The following is an 18,942-nucleotide window of genomic DNA, read 5'->3' as shown; positions in this document are numbered from 1 at the left end:
CTGCACTGGAGCGGGCGGTGAGGTGACGCCTAGCCCAGCGTCGCCGCGCGGTACGGAGCGGCCAGGATGGAAGTGGGCTGTGTTTGGATCGACAGCGCTGCGGCAGTGATCGGTCTCTCGGTCGGCATCGAAATATCCAGGAACGAAACGTGTGTAGAACCGTGACCGGTGCCTGCACCGGCGATGGCCGCGCAGCATCCTGCCTCAACCTAGGTTGAGGTCAAGGCAATGCAGCGTGAGTTGTCCGTGGGCGAGTGGCCAAGCGCAGTGGTGTTGCGGTGTCGGCGCTGCACTTCTACGAGCGCAAAGGCTTGATCAGCAGCCTGCGCACTGCCGGCAACCAGCGCCGTTATGCGCGCAATGTGCTGCGGCGGATCGCGGTGATTCGCGTGGCGCAGCGACTGGGTGTGCCGCTGCAGCAGGTGCTCGATGCCTTCTCCGTGCTGCCGGATCAACGCACGCCCACGCGTGCGGAGTGGGCGCGCATGTCGGCGCGCTGGCGGGGCCAGCTGGACGCGCGCATCGACGAACTGCAGGCCCTGCGCGACCAGCTCACCGACCGCATCGGCTGCGGCTGCCTGTCGCTGCGCCGCTGCCGCCTGAGTAATCCGGACGATGTCATGGGCCACAGTGGTGAGGGGGCGTTGCGGTTGGGTGGTCTGATCGCGGAGTAAGTTGGCCTTGCCAGCCGTCCCGTCGCACCGGGCTGTGCAGGGGAGGGGCTGGCGTAGCGCGGGCAATCTGCGCGTGCGGTGCGTGGCTGGCGCTCCACCAAAGCAGCCAGTGGCGGCCACCTCCGAAACCTCAGGCAGCCGCAACCGGGACCAATGGCATTCCCGCGCGCGGCAATCTGCGCCGTAGGATGGGAATCCCCACCGCCGCAGGATGTCGCATGACCCCCACCGTGCGCCGATCACTCACCGTTGCATTGTCGCTGGCCTGCGTCACTGCGCCGGCGCTTGCCGCCGCCGCGTCAGCCAGCGCCGCCACAGCCGCCACGCATTCTCCCGCAAGCGTGTTCGATCCGCTGGCCTTGTTCGCGCCCCTGCAATTGCCCGACGCTCCCAATGCCTATCGCAGCGGCAGCGGCGTACCTGGCCCGGCGTTCTGGCAGAACCGCGCCGATTACGACCTCAGCGCAAGCATCGACCCGGCAACGCACACCCTCAGCGGCGAGGCCGCCATCACCTACACCAACCACAGCCCCGACACGCTGGACGTGCTGTGGCTGCAACTGGACCAGAACATCTTCCGCGCCGACGCGCGCGCTGCCGCCAGCCGGTCGCTCAGGCGCAAAGAGTTCACCGATGGCATGCAGATCGCCAGTGTCGAGATCGATCAGGGCGGGCGCCGCCAGTCAGCGCACTTCATCGTCGACGACACCCGCATGCGGGTGGATCTGCCGCAGCCCTTGGCCGGGCAGGGCAAGGCACTCACCGTGCACATCCGTTACCGCTACACGATCCCCGGCACCTGGGGCGGGCGCACCGCGGTGAGTGCCAGCAAGCAAGGCGAGATCTACGAGATCGCGCAGTGGTATCCGCGCATGGCGGTGTACGACGATCTGCGTGGCTGGGACACGCAACCGTATCTGGGATCGGAGTTCTACCTGGAGTACGGCAATTTCGACTACGCAGTGACCGTGCCGGAGGGCTTTCTGGTCGCCGGCTCCGGTGCGCTGACCAATCCGCAGGACGTGCTCAGCCGCACCGAACAGCAATGCCTGGAGCAAGCCGGCAGCAGCGACCGCACCGTGCTGATCCGCACGCCTGCCGAGGTAACGGCACGTGCGGCCAAGCCGGCGGGCAAGGGCACGCAAACCTGGCGCTTCCATATGGATCACACCCGCGATGTCGCATTTGCCGCATCGCCGGCATTCGTCTGGGACGCGGCGCGCATCAATCTGCCGGGCGGCAAGCACGCGCTTGCGATGTCGGTGTACCCGGTAGAGGGTGTGGGCGCAGACAAGTGGAACCGCTCGACCGAATACGTCAAAGGCGCAATCGAGCATTTTTCGCAGTGGTATCCGTACCCTTGGCCGGCAGCGATCAACCTGGGTGGCTATGGGGCCGGCATGGAATACCCGGGCATCGTCTTCGACGGCTTCGAAGACGGCGGCAAGGATTTGTTCTGGATCACCGCGCATGAAATCGGCCACACCTGGTTCCCGATGATCGTCGGCTCCAACGAGCGCCGGCATGCGTTCCTGGATGAAGGCTTCAATACCTTCATCGACGTGTATGCATCGGATGCATTCAACAATGGCGAATACGCGCCCAAGCGCGATTCCGAATACGCGCCCAAAGGCGGTAACCCGGTCGACGAAATCCTGCCGCTGCTGGCCGACACCCGCGCGCCGACGCTGATGGACAACGCCGATTCCACCAGCGAGACCTATCGTCATCCGCTGACCTACTTCAAGGGTGCACTGGGCCTGGTGCTGTTGCGCGAGCAGATCCTGGGCCCGGCGCGTTTTGATCCTGCGTTTCGCAAATACATCGCCACTTGGGCATACAAGCATCCCACGCCCTCTGACTTCTTCCGGCTGATGGAAAGCGAAAGTGGCGAAGATCTGTCCTGGTGGTGGCGCGGCTGGTATCTCAACAATTGGCAGCTGGACATGGGCATCACCGACGCGCATTACGTCGACCACGACCCGGCCAAAGGCGTGCAAGTCACATTGCGCAGCCGGCAGAAGTTGGTGATGCCGGCGACCCTGCGTGTGGATCTGGCCGATGGCAGCCATCTGGACCGGCGCGTGCCGGTGGAAACCTGGCTGCAGACCACCACGCCCACGCTGACTCTGCCGACCACCCAGAAAGTGCTGCACGTCACCTTGGACCCGGACCATGTATTGCCGGATGCCGACCGCAGCGATGCACGTGTGGACGTGACCGGCTAAGCAGTGCGCTGGGCATGTGCGCCGACGTGGCCGCATCACGGTCGCGTCGGCGGCTGCGTGTAGCAAGCGCCGGGCACGGAAACAATCGCCTGCGTTGACCACCATGCGGGCGCAGCAGTTGCCCGGCATCGATCGGCAGCATGCAGACGCCGCGGCTCGTGTGCGGGTTCGAGGGTTCGCCCGACGACGACTTACTGCGTTTTGTCGGCTGCCAAAACGCGGCGCAATCGATTGCGGAGAGTGCGCCATCTTCTTCGCGCGCGATCCGTGTCGCTGCACTGACACACAGGCGACGAGCAATCTTCACACGCATGCAGCGCACTGCCGTGGTCGGTGCATCGCTCAATTCGACACGCGCGGCGCTGGTCGTTGATCCGAGGTTTGCGCAGTCACCGCATCCGGCTCCAGCCCGACACGTTCATTAAGCAAATTTCACCGTTCGACCCAACGGTTTTTGCGTAATGGCGTGATAACGCTTACAGCCCCGCCAGCATTGAAAACCGCATGCGGACTCAAGCGACTGCGGTATCGGCTGCAACAGTGCACAGCTATCACTATGCTGCATCGCACGGTGACAAGCCCTTCGTGCCCTGACTAGGCTGCGTGGCATGTTAGCGCTATCACTGGCTGACACGCCGTGCAAAGAACCCGCAACAAACGCGATAGTGGCGAAGCATGCCGTTGCTGCCGCGGGTAGATGTGCATGCACACCGCAGGTCGACGGTCGAAGGGGCGATCGGCAGCCTGCGTGCTAGGGGACAGATCGAGGGCAACTGACACAACGTAGAGCGGTTGTCGCGTGGTGCGTGTGGCGCGGTGAAAGGAGGGAGATGCCAGCAGAGCATGTCCGATCCAGGCGCTGGCTGGGCCCGCACGACAAATGCATGGCGTTGGATTGGTGGCTCCAGCAGTTGCAGCAGCGTTGGTCACGGCCTGCCGGGCAGTGGCCACGATTCCGCCGTATCGCATGCCGCGATATCGGCCGTTGGCGGTTGGACCCTACTCCCGAGGACACATCGATGCGTCGTACGTTGAACAGCTTCAAGTCGAAGGCCATGTTCACCTTCGTTGGTGGCCTGTTGGTCATCAATCCCGCCTTTGCACAGGATGTCGCTCCGCCGCCCGCGCCGGCGCCGCAGTCCAGCAGCGATTCCGCCACCACCCTGGATGCAGTCAACGTGACCGGTATCCGCAACAGCCTCAACCAATCGATGGGCATCAAGCGCGATGCCGCCGGCGTGGTGGATGCGATCAGCGCCGAAGACATCGGCAAGTTTCCGGACACCAACCTGGCCGAATCGCTCCAACGCATCACCGGTATTTCCATCGAACGCCGCGATGGCGAAGGCGCGCAGGTCACCGCACGCGGCTTCGGCCCGCAGTTCAACACCGTCACCCTCAACGGCCGCCTGATCCCCGGTGCCGATGCGTTCGGTGCGCCCGGCCAGACGCCGATCGGCGGCGTGGATGTCGGCACGCGCGCGTTCAACTTCGCCCAGCTCGCCTCCGAAGCGATCACCGGCATCGAGGTGTTCAAGACCAGCCGCGCAACCGCGCCCAGCGGCGGGATCGGTGCGACGATCAACATCCAGACCGACAAGCCGTTCAATCACGATGGCGTGGTGGCCAATGCCGGCGCCAAGATGGTGTCCGACCGCTCCGAGCCCTTTGGCGATTCGCTCACTCCGGAAGTGTCGGGCATCTTCAGCTACACCAACCCGGACAAGACCTTTGGTATCGGCTTGAGCGCCAGCTACCAGAAGCGCCACGGCGGTTCGGTGCAGGCCACCGAAAATACCTGGAATATCCAGCGCTGGACCGGCACTGACCCTGCGCTGCGCCCGGACGCGGTGGTGACCAACGCCCCGGCGATCGGCCAGTTGTACGGCATGCCCAACGATCTGCGCTATGCGTTCGCCGATTTCCAGCGCGAACGCATGAATGGCCAGACGGTGATGCAGTTCGCACCGACCGACAGCCTGACCCTGACCCTGGATTACACCTACTCGGCCAACGAAATTCGCGAAGAGCGCGGCGAGCAGGGCATCTGGCTGCAACGCGCCAACAGCTTTACCGACCTGACCTTCGATACCGACCAGGCCGTGGCCACGCCGGTCTATCTGCGCGATGTGCCCAACGGCGCGAAGGACTTTGGCATGGAGCAACAGCGCAACGAGCAGAAGTACACGCTCGGCTCGCTGGGCTTCAATGCCGATTGGCAGGTGAGCGACCGCTTCCAGTTGAGCTTCGATGCGCACAATTCCAAGACGCAAAGCTTCCCCAACGACCCGACCACCGGCGGCAGCGCGACCTATTTCAGCTTCGCTGGCACCAATAACTGCACCAATGGGCCGTACTGCGGCGGCCAATGGGGGCAGGAACTGTGGTTCAACAATTCCTTGCCGATCGGCGCACGCACCTGGTACCCCACTGCGGCCGATTCGCTGGCAAACGCCAATGGCGTGGTCAATCCTGCCTTCACGCCCGCCGAGCTCGGCTCGCAGGTGCTGCGCATTTTCTATCAGAAGCAGGTGACCGAAACCAAGGAAGGGCGCCTGGACGGAAAGTTCGACTTCGACGACGGGCGCTTCCAGTTTGGCGTGAGTTCCACCAACACCACCATGCAACGCCGAGTCAGCGAGACCAACTCGCCGCTGGGCGATTGGGGCGTGGCCAATGCGGGTAACGAGCCGGGAATGGTCGCATTGCTGCAACCGGTGAGCATCACCGGCATGTTCAAGGATTTCAATCCCACCGGCGCGGCGTCCAGTGCATGGCGTGGCGATGCCGACCAGTTGGCGCTGTGGGGCGGAAGCCAGTACGGCGCGACCACGCGTTACAACCCGCAATACACCGCCGACAACCGCGTGGAAGAAAAGACCCGTGCGGCCTACGTGCAGTTGGAAATTGCCGGTGCCATCGCCGGGATGACTACCAATACGCGCCTGGGTCTGCGCTACGAGCGCACCGACGTGGAGTCCACCTCGCAGGTGGCCACGCCGACCGCGCTGCTGTGGCTGTCCAACAACGATTTCCAGTTGATCCGTTCCACCGACCAGCAGCCTTTCAGCGAGAAGACCAGCTACAACTACATCCTGCCCAACATGGACTTCAGCATCGATTTCACCGATTCGCTGAAAGGCCGTGCCTCGTTCGGCCAGACCATCGCGCGCGCACCGTACAACAATCTGATCGCCGGACCCACGCCCAACACACCCAACGGCTCGATCCTGATCAACCCGTCCAACCGCGCCGGTGGCGACTCGCAGACGCCCACGCTCGATCCGTTGGAATCGGACAACCTCGATCTGGCACTGGAATGGTATTTCGCCGACGCCAGCTACGTCTCGGCCACGTTCTGGAACAAGCGCGTGAGCAATTTCATCGGCAATACCGTCACGCGTGAATCGCTGTACGGACTGACCGATCCCACCTCGGGGCCGGATGCCCAGGCCGCACTGGCGTTCCTGCAAAGCGGTGCCTGCGCCGCCCAGGTGGGCGCGGCCGGCAACGACGTCGCGGGCGCATGCTCGGCCAACGACACCTCGCTGTTTGCGGCCATGGCGCTGCTGCGCAATGCCGCTGCCACCGGCGGGCTGAGCGCCTACAATGGCAGTTCGGCGCAGAGCCTTGCGCTGGAGAATGCCTACGATATCGCCGGCAATGCCTCCGACCCCCTGTATCAGTTCGACGTGTCCCGGCCGATCAATCAAAACAAGGCCAACATCCACGGCTGGGAACTCGGCGGGCAGTACTTCTTCGGTAGCACCGGTTTCGGCATCTACGCCAACTACACCATCGTGGAAGGGGATGTGGCGTTCGATAACACCGTCATCGATCGCGATCAGTTCGCGTTGCTCGGCCTGAGCGACACCGCCAACGTCATGCTGATGTACGAAAAGTATGGCTGGAGCGCACGCCTGGCCTGGAACTGGCGTGACGAATACCTGATCGCTGCCAACCAGGACAATGCCAACCGCAACCCGTACTACGTCGAGCCGTACCAGCAGTTCGACCTGAGCGTCAGCTACGCATTCAACAAGCAGCTGTCGGTGGGCTTCGAGGCAATCAACCTGACCGGTGAAGACGTACGTTGGCACGGCCGCTCGGAGAAGCAGATCATCCGCCTGATCGACCAGCAGCCACGTTACACGCTGGGCGTGCGGTACGCGTTCTGAACCATCACGCGTTGTTCCAGCCGTAGATCCTGCGGCCGCCATCGTGTGGTGGCGGCCGCAACCGGTTATTGCGCTGTTGCTCGCCTGCCGTCTCTGGCCGTGTATTGCTGCAGTGCCCGTGCCGTCGGTGGATATGCAGTCGGCCTTGCAGTGCGCACGCATGCTCACTTGCCGGCTACGCCGTGACGTAGCGTGTTGCTGCCCTGCGGCTTGCCGGCGCACGCATTTTTGGCAATGCTCAGCATCGATATGCACGCTGGGAATGCGTGCGATCGAATTCCTTCATGACTGCAGCCCTCCGCAACGGATGGTTGCTGGAGTTTTAGATGACGCGATACGCAGTGCTCAACAACGTGGCGCATCACGACCTGCGCGTGATCCTGCGCTTTGGTGCGGAATTTGGCGATGCGGTCGGCGTGGTGCCGGCCTTCGTCACCGAATATGCCGAGCTGCAGCGCGAGTACCCGCTGTTCTTCCGCAAGGATCCGGCCGGAAGTGGTTACCAGCCGGTGGCGCTGCTGGGCTTTGCACAGGACGAGAACCTGTTTCTGCAGGATGGGCGCTGGAATGCCAGCTACCTGCCGGGCATCGTTGCCAAGGGGCCGTTCCTGATCGGTTTCCAGGAGCAACATGTTGACGGGGCCCTGGTGCAGGAGTCGGTGATCCATGTCGACCTGGAACATCCGCGCATCAGCCGCAGCGAGGGCGAGGCGGTGTTCCTGCCGCAAGGCGGGCATAGCCCGTATCTGGAACACATCATCGGCGTGTTGCGCGGCATCCGCGATGGCGTGGACGCAGGGCAAGCAATGGCGGCCGCCTTCGACGCGCTCGGCCTGATTCAGCCGGTGCGCCTGGACGTTGCGCTGGATGCCAGCCATGCCACGCAGTTGCAAGGCTTGTTCGCCATCGACCGCGAGCGGCTTGCCGCCCTGGATGCACAAGCGCTGCAGCAGTTGCATCAGGCGGGCTATCTGGAAGGTGCCTTCCTGATGCTGGCCTCGCTGCACAATGTGCGCCGGCTGATGGCCGAAAAGCACCGCCGCTTGCAGCAGTCGCACAGCGACCCCGTTTCCGCGTACGCCTGAGCATATGGCCGCACGCGCAACCGATCTGTCTGTCGCCGCAGGCGCCGCCATTGCCGAGCGCAGCGACTGCGATCCTGAGGCATTGCCGCTGGCGGCACTTTGCGAGGCCGCCGAGCCGGTGGTGCTGCGTGGCGTTGCGCGCAACTGGTCGCTGGTGCAGGCCGGGCTGCGCAGCGCCGATGAAGCCATGGCGCTGCTGCGCGCGCACGACACCGGTCGTCTCTTGCAGTATTCCTACGGCGGCCCGGAGATCGGCAGCCGCCCGTTCTATCGCGACGATTGCAGCGCGCTCAACTTCCAGGTGCAGCGCGGCAGCGTAAGCACCTTGCTGGATGCCATTGCGGCACATCGTGATGACCCGCATCCGCCCACCTATTACCTGGCCTCGTTGCCGGTGGACGCCAATCTGCCAGGTTTGCGCGCCCACAACGATCTGGATGTCGCTGCCAATGGCGGCCCCGTACAGCCCAGCGTCTGGATCGGCAACCGCGTGATCGCCTCGTGCCACTACGATGCGCTGGATAATCTGGCGTGCTGCGCGGTCGGGCAACGGCGCTTTACGCTGTTTCCGCCCGAGCAGGTCGCCAATCTGTATCCGGGCCCCCTTGATCCCACGCCGGGCGGGCAGGTGGTGAGCATGGTCGATTTTGCCAACCCGGATCTGCAACGCTTTCCGCGTTTTGCCGATGCCTTGCCGCATGCACGCAACGTCGTGCTGGAGCCGGGCGATGCGTTGTTCATTCCCAGCATGTGGTGGCACCACGTCCAATCGCTGCATCCGTTCAACGTGCTGATCAATTACTGGTGGAGCAGTGCGCCAGCGCACCTGCCTGCCGCGATGCCGGCGCTGTATCACGCGCTGTGGGCCATTCGCGACCGTCCCGCAGCGGAAAAACAGGCCTGGCGCGCGTTGTTCGATTACTACGTGTTCGGGGCCCTGCCGAGCAGGCCGGCGAACATCTTCCCGAACCGGCGCGGCATGCACTCGGCCCGATCGACCCCATGCTGTCGCGGCAGCTGCGCGCCTTGCTGATCGGCAAGTTGAACCGCTGATGTGCAGCGCCGCCCTCAACCCATTCCACAGGAGTGCGCAGTGACTCAGGCTCAGATTCGCAAGGTGGTGATCGCCGGTGGTGGAACGGCCGGCTGGATCGCTGCCTGTGCGCTTTCGCATCAATTCCGCAATTTGCTGGACATCATCCTGGTCGAGTCCGAGCAGATCGGCACCGTCGGTGTGGGCGAATCCACGGTGCCGCCCATCCGCACCTTCCACCGGTTTCTGCAGATCGACGAGCAGGAATTCCTGCGTGCGGTGGCAGGTACCTTCAAGCTGTCGATCTCCTTCGAGCATTGGCGCCGCCAGGGCGAGCGCTACATCCATCCGTTCGGCATCACCGGGCAGAGCACCCTGGTGTGCGCGTTTCATCATCTGTGGCTGGAAAGCCAGCGCCGCGGCATGCCGGGCAGCTTCGGCGATTACTGCCTGGAAACGGTGGCCTCGCGCGTGGACCGTTTTGCGCTGCAGGGCGAGCCGGCAGTCAATTACGCCTATCACCTGGATGCGGCGCTGTATGCGAGGTTCCTGCGCGCGCGCAGCGAGGCCTGTGGCGTCACGCGTGTCGAAGGCAGGATTCAGCAGGTGACCGTGCAGCCGCACAGCGGCGATGTTGCCAGCCTGGTGCTGGAAGGCGGGCAAGTGATCGAAGGCGATTTGTTCATCGATTGCAGCGGCTTTCGCGGTCTGCTGATCGAGCAGACGCTGCACACCGGCTACGAAGACTGGAGCCATTGGCTGCCGTGCGACCGTGCGGTGGCGGTGCAGACCGAAGCCCTCGGTCCACCGGTGCCTTACACCCGCGCCATCGCGCATGAAGCCGGCTGGCGCTGGCATATTCCGTTGCAGCATCGCGTCGGCAACGGCCTGGTGTTTTCGAGTGAGCACCTGTCCGATGACGAAGCGCACGCCAAGCTGCTGCGCGATGTGGCCGCGCTTGCCGTCAAGGACCCCTGGATGGTGCCGTTCCGCACCGGCCGCCGGCTCAAGGCCTGGAACAAGAATGTGGTTTCGCTCGGTCTGGCCAGCGGTTTTATCGAGCCGCTGGAATCCACCAGCATCCATCTCACCATCTCTGCAGTGGTGCGGCTGCTGGCGCTGTTTCCGGCCGAAGGTATTGCGCCCTCGCAGGTGCAGCTGTTCAACGACGTCAGCCGCGCTGAAATGGAGCACGTGCGCGACTTCGTCACCTTGCACTACCACGCCACCCAGCGCGAGGAACCGTTATGGCAGCAATGCCGGCAGATGGAACTGCCCGAATCGCTTGCGCTGCGCCTGCGTGCCTGGCGCGAACGCGCGCACGCCTGGCAGGGTGCCGATGAGTTGTTCCGTGTCGATTCCTGGACCCACGTGCTGATGGGGCAGGGCATTGCGCCCGAGCAGCATCACCCGCTGACGTGCGCATTTTCCGATCACGACCTGCGTCGCCTGCTCGAGGGTATTGCCCAGCCGATCCAGCACGCCGTGCAGCAGATGCCCTCGCAGCAGACCTTCATCGAGCGCTACTGCAAGGCAGGCGAACAGGTGTGGGGGATGCGCAGCCCGGTGCCTGCCTAGGGCCGGCATTGGATCGCTGCGGGCGGGCGCAGTGCGCGCCCGCGCTACAGCCGCATCAGATCCTTGCCCACCACGATCGGCCCGGCGTAATGCTTGCGCGCGCCTTCGCTCCACAACGCGTCGGTGATGGATGCATCGCCACCGGGGACGAAGTGACTGAGCACGAGCATCTTCGCGTTGGCCGCAGCCGCAATCATGCCGACCTCTTCGCTGGTGGAGTGGCTCTTGAGCAGATGGTCGAGCAATGTGGGCGCGTTGTCGTTGGTGTTGAGCATCGTTTGCAGCGCCGGTAGATACATCACCTCGTGCACCAGCACGTCGGTGTTCTTCGCGAACTCGGCCAGCGCGGGTAGGTAGCGCGTATCGCCGGAAAACACCACGCTGCGGCCGGGCGCCTCGAACCGATAGGCAAACGCCGGCTTGAGCGTGTAATGGTCCACCAAGGTGGCAGTGACGGTGGCCTGATCGTTCTTCAGGACGGTGCCGGGCTGGTCGAACTCATGCACATGAACCAGTGCTTCGAACGGCGGGCGGCCTTCCTCACGGATGCGTGCCTGGATGTCGATGGCATTCATCTGAACAAACGCATCCACCATCCTGGCAATACCGGGTGGGCCATACAGATGCACCGGCGTCTGCAGGCCACTGGCCCAGGCCAGCCACACCACGTTGAGCAGATCGGCGTTGTGGTCGGAATGGTGGTGGGTCAGAAAGATATCGCGCAGCATGGGCAGTCGAATGCCAGCCTTGGCCAGTTGCTGCGCCACGCCGTTGCCGCAATCGATGAGATACGGTTGCCCGTCGATGACCAGGGCATTGGCGGCCGCCGCCCGCGATGGCGAGGGTGTCGGGCCACCCTTGGTGCCCAGCAGCACCAGCACGCTGCCCTTGGCCGGAAAAGCTGCAGGCGGTTCGGGGTCGGGCTTGGCGGATGTGTGTCGCACCGGCGGACGCGCAGCGGCACCGAGCTGCCCCACCGCAGTCAGCGCACTCGCAGCGAATGCAGTGCGCAGCAGCGCGCGACGGGAGCAGGATGGCTGGAAGGTGGTCATTGTGGCTCGTGTCGATGCGCGGGGGTTACGTACCGATGCAAGGCTGCGTATTGTCTACACAATACGGCAGGCGTCGCTGGCAGCGATCGGAAAACAGCCGTCCAGGCGCTATTTCTTCCGCTGCCTACGCCGCCACGCTCAGAATTCGCGTGCAATGAATTGATTCAACGCCGGCGAACGATAGAACACCATGCATTGCGCGAAGATACGATTGAACGGGCCGCGGCGCACCTCGTCCTTCATCGGGACTTCGCTCTTGTCCAAACCCGCCGTGTTGGCGTCGACAAAGCGGTGCAGGCGGTCGGTTGCGCCGGTCTTGGCGTTGTCCATCGCGTAGGTGGTGAGCAGATACGAGCGGTCGCGCAGCTGATCGGTTGCGTACTTGCCGCTACGCGTGTAGTTGTTATCCAGGCATCGCTGCAGCGCGTAGGCCTTGATGTCCTCGCGATCGGCCGGCTTGCCGGCCGCCAGGGCAGGCGGTTGCAGCGCCAAGGCAGCAAGGGTGATAACGAACAGTGTGGTACGTGCGCGAACCATGGGCGGCCGTTGTGAAGGAACAGACCCCATCAGTCTGCATCATTGCGCTGCTCGGCGCTGGTAGCGCGGCGTTGGTGCAGTCGAGGTCAATCAGGCATTGCCCGATTGGCCGAAGTGGAACTTCTACACCCAACCTGCCGGCAACAGCACACCGACGAGCTTGTTGAGGAAGGCGCAAAAAATAGCCGTGGAACGATGCCTCGCGCGAGCGCATCACGCCGTTGCCATGAGTCTGTGGCAAGAAGAGGGTAGTGTCATTCGACGGCGCGCGGACATTGCAGTGCACGGATCAACGCATGCACCGATCGCTTAGCCGAAGACGCGTCGCCCGGCAAACGGATTGCCGGGCGACGCGCGATCAAGCGTGGCAGGCGCGCAAGGTCGCCTGCCACGCGGCTTACCGCTTATTGGCCGAAGTAGGTGGAAATGGTGGAATACACGTCCGAGAAGCGCGAGTAGTAATCCGGGGACGTCTGCGCGCTGCAATACGACATTCCGCCGTACAGGCCGCCACGCAGTTGGTAGGCGCCCCCGCTGGCGACGGTGAACAGGCCCGAGCCGGACGAGCCGCCTTCGGTCACACCATCGCTCCACACCACGCGATAGAGCGGGCTCTTGCCATCGATGGAGCTGCTCAGTGCATTCACCGTACCCAGCGAATACTTCTTGACGTCGCCTGATGGGTGGTGGATGCCGACAATCGAGGTGCCGGTGGAACCGATCGCCGCGCTATTCCACGCTGCGTAGAACGCACCGCTTGGCGGTGCGGTCTTCAGCTCCAGCAATGCCGTGTCGCGCGTGGTGTTGGCATACCGCAGGAACGCGCCGCCCGTCAATGTGGTTGCCTGCGAGCTGGCCTTACTGCCATTGCAGCTGGCCGCATCGTAGAACCAGTAGGTCTGCAAGGTGTTGGCCACGGTCTGCGTGCTGATGCAATGCGCCGCGGTCCAGAACAGGTTGCGTTTGGGCGAGTTGGCGTTGTTGAGCAGCGTGCCGGTGCACAGGAACGAGCCCTGGCTGGTAGTGAATACCATGCGCGCCACCGCTTTTGCGGCGCTGGTAAAGCCGGTTGTGGGATTGGCGCGGCAGACGATATCGTTCTGACACGAATCGCTCTCGCCGATGGCAATGGTCATCACGTCGCGCGGGCTGGCAGTGGGGCTGATATCCAGATGCGACAGTTGCGGAATGCTGAGGCTGAAGTTCTCCGGATACAACCCGGCCGGCAGCGACAATTCGACCAGCAGGTCTTCTCCACTCACCGTCGGCGACCAGCCGATATCGTTGCCGCTGGCAGCAAAGCTGGCGCCGGATTGCTCGAACACGCGACCATCGTTGCCGGCAAAGCGCAGCGTCACCCTGGACGGGTCGCCAGGCGTTGCACCGGCGCCACGCAGTACCAGCGATGCACGCAGCGATACCGCCTGTGCGGAGCTCACTTTGAGGCTGGCCACGCGCGAGCCATCGGGAGCCATCTGCCAATCGAGTTTGGACAGGTTCACCGTCGGCTGTGCGACTGCACGCGAAAAACCGATCTGCAACGGCTGTCCATGCTTGACCTGCGCAATGCGACGCTCGCGTACACGGCCGATCTCGGCACTGGTGGGGGCAGTGAGTTGCACCACGCGCGTGGGCAGAACGCCGCCGCGCAAGCTTGCCGATTGCAACGTTGCCGCACCAAGCTTGGCCGCCTGCGGCGCGGTGGTGACCGGCGCTGCATCCATCTCGGTCGGCGGGGCAGCCGCTGCGGTGCCGGAAATAGCGGAAAACAACGCCAGATACATCGCGTTCTTGCGATTCATGGGTAGTCCTTCTCGTCAAGGATCGCCAGGCTGCAGCGGGGGCTGCAACAAGCGCGCGCCATCGTTGGCGCCGAACGAGCCTAGCGAAAGTTCAAGGCTGAATGTGTGCTGAAAATCTCGTTCGTAGATATAGTTGCGGTAAATACAATCGCGTTTTCGCGTATCGATGTGCGGTGTCTTGCATGCGGTGAGTCGCTCTTGCGAGTGCGCGGGCGCACGCAATGGCGATGGAGACCGTTGTGTGGGCCGGCGGCTTGCAACGCGCGCGAAGCGCTTCGCGCATGCGCCATGCGTCCTCCATCGTGTTGATGCCGGCATCTGCGGCATCGCGCTTGTGGCGTCTGATGACGCATGCAGATCGCCGCAAGGCGAATGCGATGGATCGCAGGACCTGGCTGGCCTGGTGGAATACGGCGGTGCAACCTTCAGCGCTGCTGTCGCGGCTACTCCAGTGTGTCGCTGGCGCGGAATTCGGTGGAGCGTCCGCTGAGTTTCAGAAACGCCAGGACCGTCAGCCCCACCGCCATCCACGCAGCGCCGCCCAGTTGTGCATGCAGGTCGGCATTGAGCAGCACGTACGCCAGGATGCCGATCCCGATCAAGGGCACCACGCCGTGCAGCACATGCCGGCCCTGGGTGCGGAAGTGCCACAGTACGGCGATATGCAGCAACACGAAGGCGCTCAGTGCGCCGACGTTGCACAGCGACGACAGCAACGCGATCTGCCCGACGAAGACTTCACCCAGTACCAGGCTCAGGCCCGCCACCAGCAGGATCGCACGCTGCGGCACGCCGGTGCGCGGGTGGATGTAGCGCAGGAAGGCCGGCAACTGCCGGTCGCGCGCCATGGCGAACAACAGCCGCGACGTCGCCGCCTGTGCAACCAATGAATTGGCGATTGCCGCGCTGACCGCCACCGTGAGCGCAATGACGATCTGCAGCCACGGCCCGGCGATCAAGCGCCCGATCTCGAAGAACGCATCGTTGGATTCCTGCGCGTTGGGGTAGCGCTGCAGGGTGGGCTGCAGCAATGCCGCCAACCAGGTTTGCAAGACGAACAGCCCTGCCACGATCAGCAAGGCGAGCAAGGTTGCGCGCCCCACCACGCGGTTGCCGCCGCGCGCTTCCTCCGACATGGTGGAGATCGCATCGAAGCCTAGGAACGACACCACCGCCACCGACAACGCGCTGAAGACCAGCTGCGGAGAGAACGCTTGTGGGCTGTAGAGCGGGCGCCAGCTCCAGTACGCCCCATTGACGCCGCGCTGGATCGCCAGCGTCGCCAGCACCACGAACACCGCCAGTACCAGCAACTGCGCAAGCAGGAAAACGCGATTGGCGCGTGCGGTGGTTTCGATGCCGCGCAGGTTCACCACCGTATTGAGCACCACGAAGAACCCAATCCACGCCGGCTGCGGTACCGCCGGCAACACAGTGTGCATCGCATTGGCGCCGACCACGTACAGCAGGGTCGGCACCAGCAGGTAGTCGAGCAGAATCGCCCAGCCAGCCAGAAAGCCCATGCCGCTGCTCAGTCCTCGCCCGACATAGGCATACACCGAACCAGCCACCGGAAATGCCTGCGACATCTGCTGGTAGCTCAGTGCGGTGAACAGCATTGCCACGAAGCCGACCAGGTAGGTCAGCGGCACCATCCCGGCACTAATGTCGAAGACGCCGCCGAAGATCGAGAACGGTGCAGTCGGAACCATGCACACCAGCCCGTAGATCAACAGATCCTTGAGCGTGAGCTGCCGCTTGAGCTCCTGTGCGTAGCCGAAGCGTTCCAGCGTGGCTGCATCGTCGCGGCGTGGTGTGTCGGTCATGCAGGTGTCCGCTGAAAGGAATGCCGGCACGCAACGCAAGCGTCTGGACGAGCTGAACGCCCGTCCCGTGTTGCCGCCATGTGACCGGCATTGTGACGATAATCTGGCCGGCAAGCCCATCCATTGGCAAAAGTGCTAGGTTTTCCCTCCTGGATGTCATCAGCTGGCAACCACCGGTACCGAAGGATCATCATGTTCGACATTCTGGCCAGCCTGGGTTGCGATCTGCAGGCGTTGCAGACGCTCGATAGCTGCCTGGATCGGGTATTTCGCGATGTCTGTGCGCTCGGTTTCCATTCGCTGGTGTACGACTACGCGCCGGTGCCTCTGAGTCTGGAGGGCGCACTGATCACGCCAACGGTGTTCATGCAGCGCAATGCGCCGGGCGATATGCAACATGTGTGGTGCGAGCACGGGTACTACCAACATGACCCTGTTCAGCAGCGTGCAACGCGACGTACCACGCCGTTCGTATGGTCGTACCGCACCGACGGCCATTGCCCGGAGGTGGAATATGTGGGTGGCCAGCATCGGCAAGTGACCCGTTATCTCTGCGATAGCGGTATGGACACCGGTGTCACCGTGCCGCTGCATCTGCCCGGTGGCGCATTTGCCACCTTCAGCGGTGCCATCGATGCCGCGTCTGCACAAGCGCCGCGTTTGGCCGAAGCGCAGTTACTGACCTTTCTGTTGCTGGCCCACGCCTTCCAGGCGTGCGCGCAGGAATTGCTGGACCCGCAGGAACGCCGTTGCCACCACATCGCACTGACCCGTCGCGAGCGCGAGTGCCTGCAGTATTCGGCCAAAGGCCTGACGTCCAAACGGATTGCCGCGGCACTTAACCGTTCAACCGCCACGGTAAACCTGCATCTGAATTCGGCCGCTCGCAAGCTGGGCGCGCGAAATCGCGTGGAAGCAGTGGTGCGTTGTATGCACTATAGGTTGCTGGAGCTATAAGTATTTTTTTGAGCATGCCTGCATGGCTGCGGTACCTGCTGTACCTGCGGCGTCGCTGGTTTCAGAGCGGCAGGGCGCATATGCAATGTCGCTTCTTTGGCGCGACCCTCCTGTGTCCTAAACGCTGATCTGTTCTTGGGCCCAATGGATTCCAGTGGCACCCGCAGATGCGATAGATGCGCTGATTCGAAGCCGGCATTTCGATCCAAAAGCGATGTTGAGCCGCGCGATACCCGACGCAGTCGGCGACGCAACGCGTTCGATCGAACTGGCTATCGGCCAGCGCCAACCGCGCATCCGGGCGCACCCAAACCTGTGAAATTTGCCAGTTAACGCCGATTGGCGTGCTCGCTAGGCTCGGGGATCATCATTGCCGTAGGCAGGCGCAGGTCATGCAGTGCACCGAGGGTTACGTCGACTTCCGCGGCTACCGCACCTGGTACCGCATTACCGGCGACCTGTGCGCGGATGCCTGCCCGCTGCTGGTGTTGCACGGCGGCCCTGGGTGCACGCACGACTACGTGGACAGCTTCAGGGACCTGGCGGCCAACGGCCGCGCGGTGATCCACTACGACCAGCTGGGCAACGGTAATTCCACCCATCTGCGCAATGCCGAGCCAGGCTTCTGGACAGTGGGGCTGTTTCTGGACGAGCTGCAGACGCTCATCGCGCATCTGGGGCTGTCGCAGTACGCATTGCTGGGCCATTCCTGGGGCGGAATGCTGGCAGCCGAACATGCCGTGCGCCGTCCGTCCGGCCTGCGAGCGCTGGTGATCGTCAATTCGCCCGCCTCGATGGGGTTGTGGCGCGCTGCTGCGCTGCGCCTGCGCGCGCGCCTGCCTGACGATATCCAGGCCGCACTGGACGAGCACGAAGCCGCCGGCACGCTGGACCATCCGGCCTACCGCGCTGCCAGCCAGGTGTTCTATGCGCAGCACGTCTGTCGCGTGCTGCCGTGGCCTGCCGAGGTGGCGCGGACATTTGCCGCCATCGACGCCGACCCAACCGTGTATCACGCCATGAACGGCCCGACCGAATTCCATGTGGTCGGCAGTTTGCGCAACTGGAGCATCATCGAGCGCCTGCACCGCATCACCGCGCCCACCCTGGTGCTGTCTGGAAAGGACGACGAAGCCACGCCGGAAACCGTCGAGCCCTATGCGCGGTTGATCCCGGATGCGCGCTGGCACGTGTTCGCCAATTCCAGCCACATGCCGCACGTGGAAGAACGCGCGGCGTGCATGCGCCTGGTCGGCAATTTCCTGGACGATCAGGCACCGTGGCCCGGCGGACAAATGCTGCGCTCGTCAGCACTGGCCAATCGCGCTGTGTGAGCGTGCAGGGCGTCGTGCGGCGATGGCCAGCGGGCCGATCAAAGGCACTGTGCTTGCCTGCCTGACGCGATGATGTCGCTGTGGGAGGACACCATCAATCCCTGCCTGCAATAGAGGCGCTGCAGCGTTGGAGTGCTTCCATCGACGCGCGCGCGTTCTGTGCATTTATGTCGATTGAGCCCGGAGCATCGGCGCAGGCCCGCTTCAGGCCGCCGGCGTGCGTTGGTGTGCGAGCGTCGCAGTGCTCGCGCCACAGCGTGGGAAGCATCGCAGGCTACCGGCAGCCAGGTGCGCAGGTGCTCGGATGCGCTGCGCCGCGCTCGCGCGCGACAGCTCGTGTCCGCATGTTCGTGCCGAATAGAGACAAATGCTGCATTGCATGACCGCGATGTAGTTTGCCAGCTGCGATTCAGGCGTGCGGATTGCGTCCGTGCCTAGCGCTGCGATCCGCATGTAGGTGTGGGTGCGATTGCGTTGCGCGTCCGAACGACTGCACGTCGCCAGCGTCTGCAGGCGCACGCGCACATGCGTCGATCAACACAGGGCTAATTACACGGCATTGGCGTGTCTTGTCCCGGCTGTCCTTCTCTGTCCCTTTTGCATGTCCCGGAAAGAGAACACCGCGGTGTGTCTAAGAGCGGCTAACAAAACCCTTGAA

At 63.6% G+C, this 18,942-nt stretch carries 10 protein-coding genes and 2 pseudogenes; 8 read left to right on the top strand and 4 right to left on the bottom strand.

All coding sequences use genetic code 11. The features are described from left to right. Positions 1-228 precede the first annotated feature (228 nt). From soxR to XAXN_RS14535, 6 genes and pseudogenes are all read left to right on the top strand, one after another. A pseudogene (gene soxR, locus XAXN_RS14560) lies at positions 229-674 on the top strand (redox-sensitive transcriptional activator SoxR). A gap of 218 nt (positions 675-892) precedes the next feature. Beyond that, a complete protein-coding gene (locus tag XAXN_RS14555) occupies positions 893-2,902 on the top strand; it encodes a M1 family metallopeptidase (protein ID WP_054320079.1) in 2,010 nt (669 codons plus the stop codon). A 1,019-nt stretch (positions 2,903-3,921) separates the two neighbouring features. After that, complete coding sequence (locus XAXN_RS14550) at positions 3,922-7,080, top strand: TonB-dependent receptor (protein WP_054320078.1); 3,159 nt, start codon at positions 3,922-3,924, stop codon at positions 7,078-7,080. Between the two features lie 326 nt (positions 7,081-7,406). After that, the gene (locus XAXN_RS14545) at positions 7,407-8,165 is read left to right on the top strand and encodes a SapC family protein (RefSeq protein WP_054320077.1); all 759 of its coding nucleotides are present in this window, start codon (positions 7,407-7,409) and stop codon (positions 8,163-8,165) included. Between the two features lie 4 nt (positions 8,166-8,169). Then, positions 8,170-9,218 (top strand): annotated as a pseudogene (locus XAXN_RS14540) (cupin-like domain-containing protein). 40 nt (positions 9,219-9,258) lie between these two features. Next, the gene (locus XAXN_RS14535; RefSeq protein ID WP_054320076.1) at positions 9,259-10,776 is read left to right on the top strand and encodes a tryptophan halogenase family protein; all 1,518 of its coding nucleotides are present in this window, start codon (positions 9,259-9,261) and stop codon (positions 10,774-10,776) included. 44 nt (positions 10,777-10,820) lie between these two features. Here XAXN_RS14535 and XAXN_RS14530 read toward each other — a convergent pair whose 3' ends face one another. The 4 genes from XAXN_RS14530 to XAXN_RS14510 form a co-directional block, all read right to left on the bottom strand. Next, a complete protein-coding gene (locus tag XAXN_RS14530) occupies positions 10,821-11,828 on the bottom strand; it encodes an MBL fold metallo-hydrolase (RefSeq protein ID WP_054320075.1) in 1,008 nt (335 codons plus the stop codon). Between the two features lie 138 nt (positions 11,829-11,966). Continuing rightward, positions 11,967-12,365 carry a hypothetical protein gene (locus XAXN_RS14525; protein WP_054320074.1) on the bottom strand — a complete coding sequence of 133 codons (399 nt, stop codon included), beginning with the start codon at positions 12,363-12,365 and terminating at the stop codon, positions 11,967-11,969. 404 nt (positions 12,366-12,769) lie between these two features. Next, positions 12,770-14,167, bottom strand: a complete 1,398-nt coding sequence (locus tag XAXN_RS14520; protein ID WP_054320073.1) for a trypsin-like serine peptidase — start codon at positions 14,165-14,167, stop codon at positions 12,770-12,772. A gap of 443 nt (positions 14,168-14,610) precedes the next feature. After that, positions 14,611-15,993: an APC family permease gene (locus XAXN_RS14510; RefSeq protein WP_054320072.1), complete on the bottom strand. Its 1,383-nt coding sequence runs from the start codon at positions 15,991-15,993 to the stop codon at positions 14,611-14,613. Between the two features lie 192 nt (positions 15,994-16,185). Between XAXN_RS14510 and XAXN_RS14505 the strand changes: the two genes are divergently transcribed. Together XAXN_RS14505 and XAXN_RS14495 are read left to right on the top strand one after the other, a co-directional pair. Continuing rightward, positions 16,186-16,950 (top strand): LuxR family transcriptional regulator, encoded by a 765-nt coding sequence (locus tag XAXN_RS14505; protein ID WP_054320071.1) that lies wholly within the window; start codon positions 16,186-16,188, stop codon positions 16,948-16,950. A 392-nt stretch (positions 16,951-17,342) separates the two neighbouring features. Further along, on the top strand, positions 17,343-18,284 hold the full coding sequence (locus tag XAXN_RS14495) for a proline iminopeptidase-family hydrolase (RefSeq protein WP_054320070.1): 942 nt from the start codon (positions 17,343-17,345) through the stop codon (positions 18,282-18,284). Positions 18,285-18,942 lie beyond the last annotated feature (658 nt).

Origin of the sequence: Xanthomonas axonopodis, assembly GCF_001304695.1 — a bacterium.
GTDB lineage: Bacteria > Pseudomonadota > Gammaproteobacteria > Xanthomonadales > Xanthomonadaceae > Xanthomonas > Xanthomonas axonopodis.
This window is presented reverse-complemented; position numbering and strand designations above follow the sequence as displayed.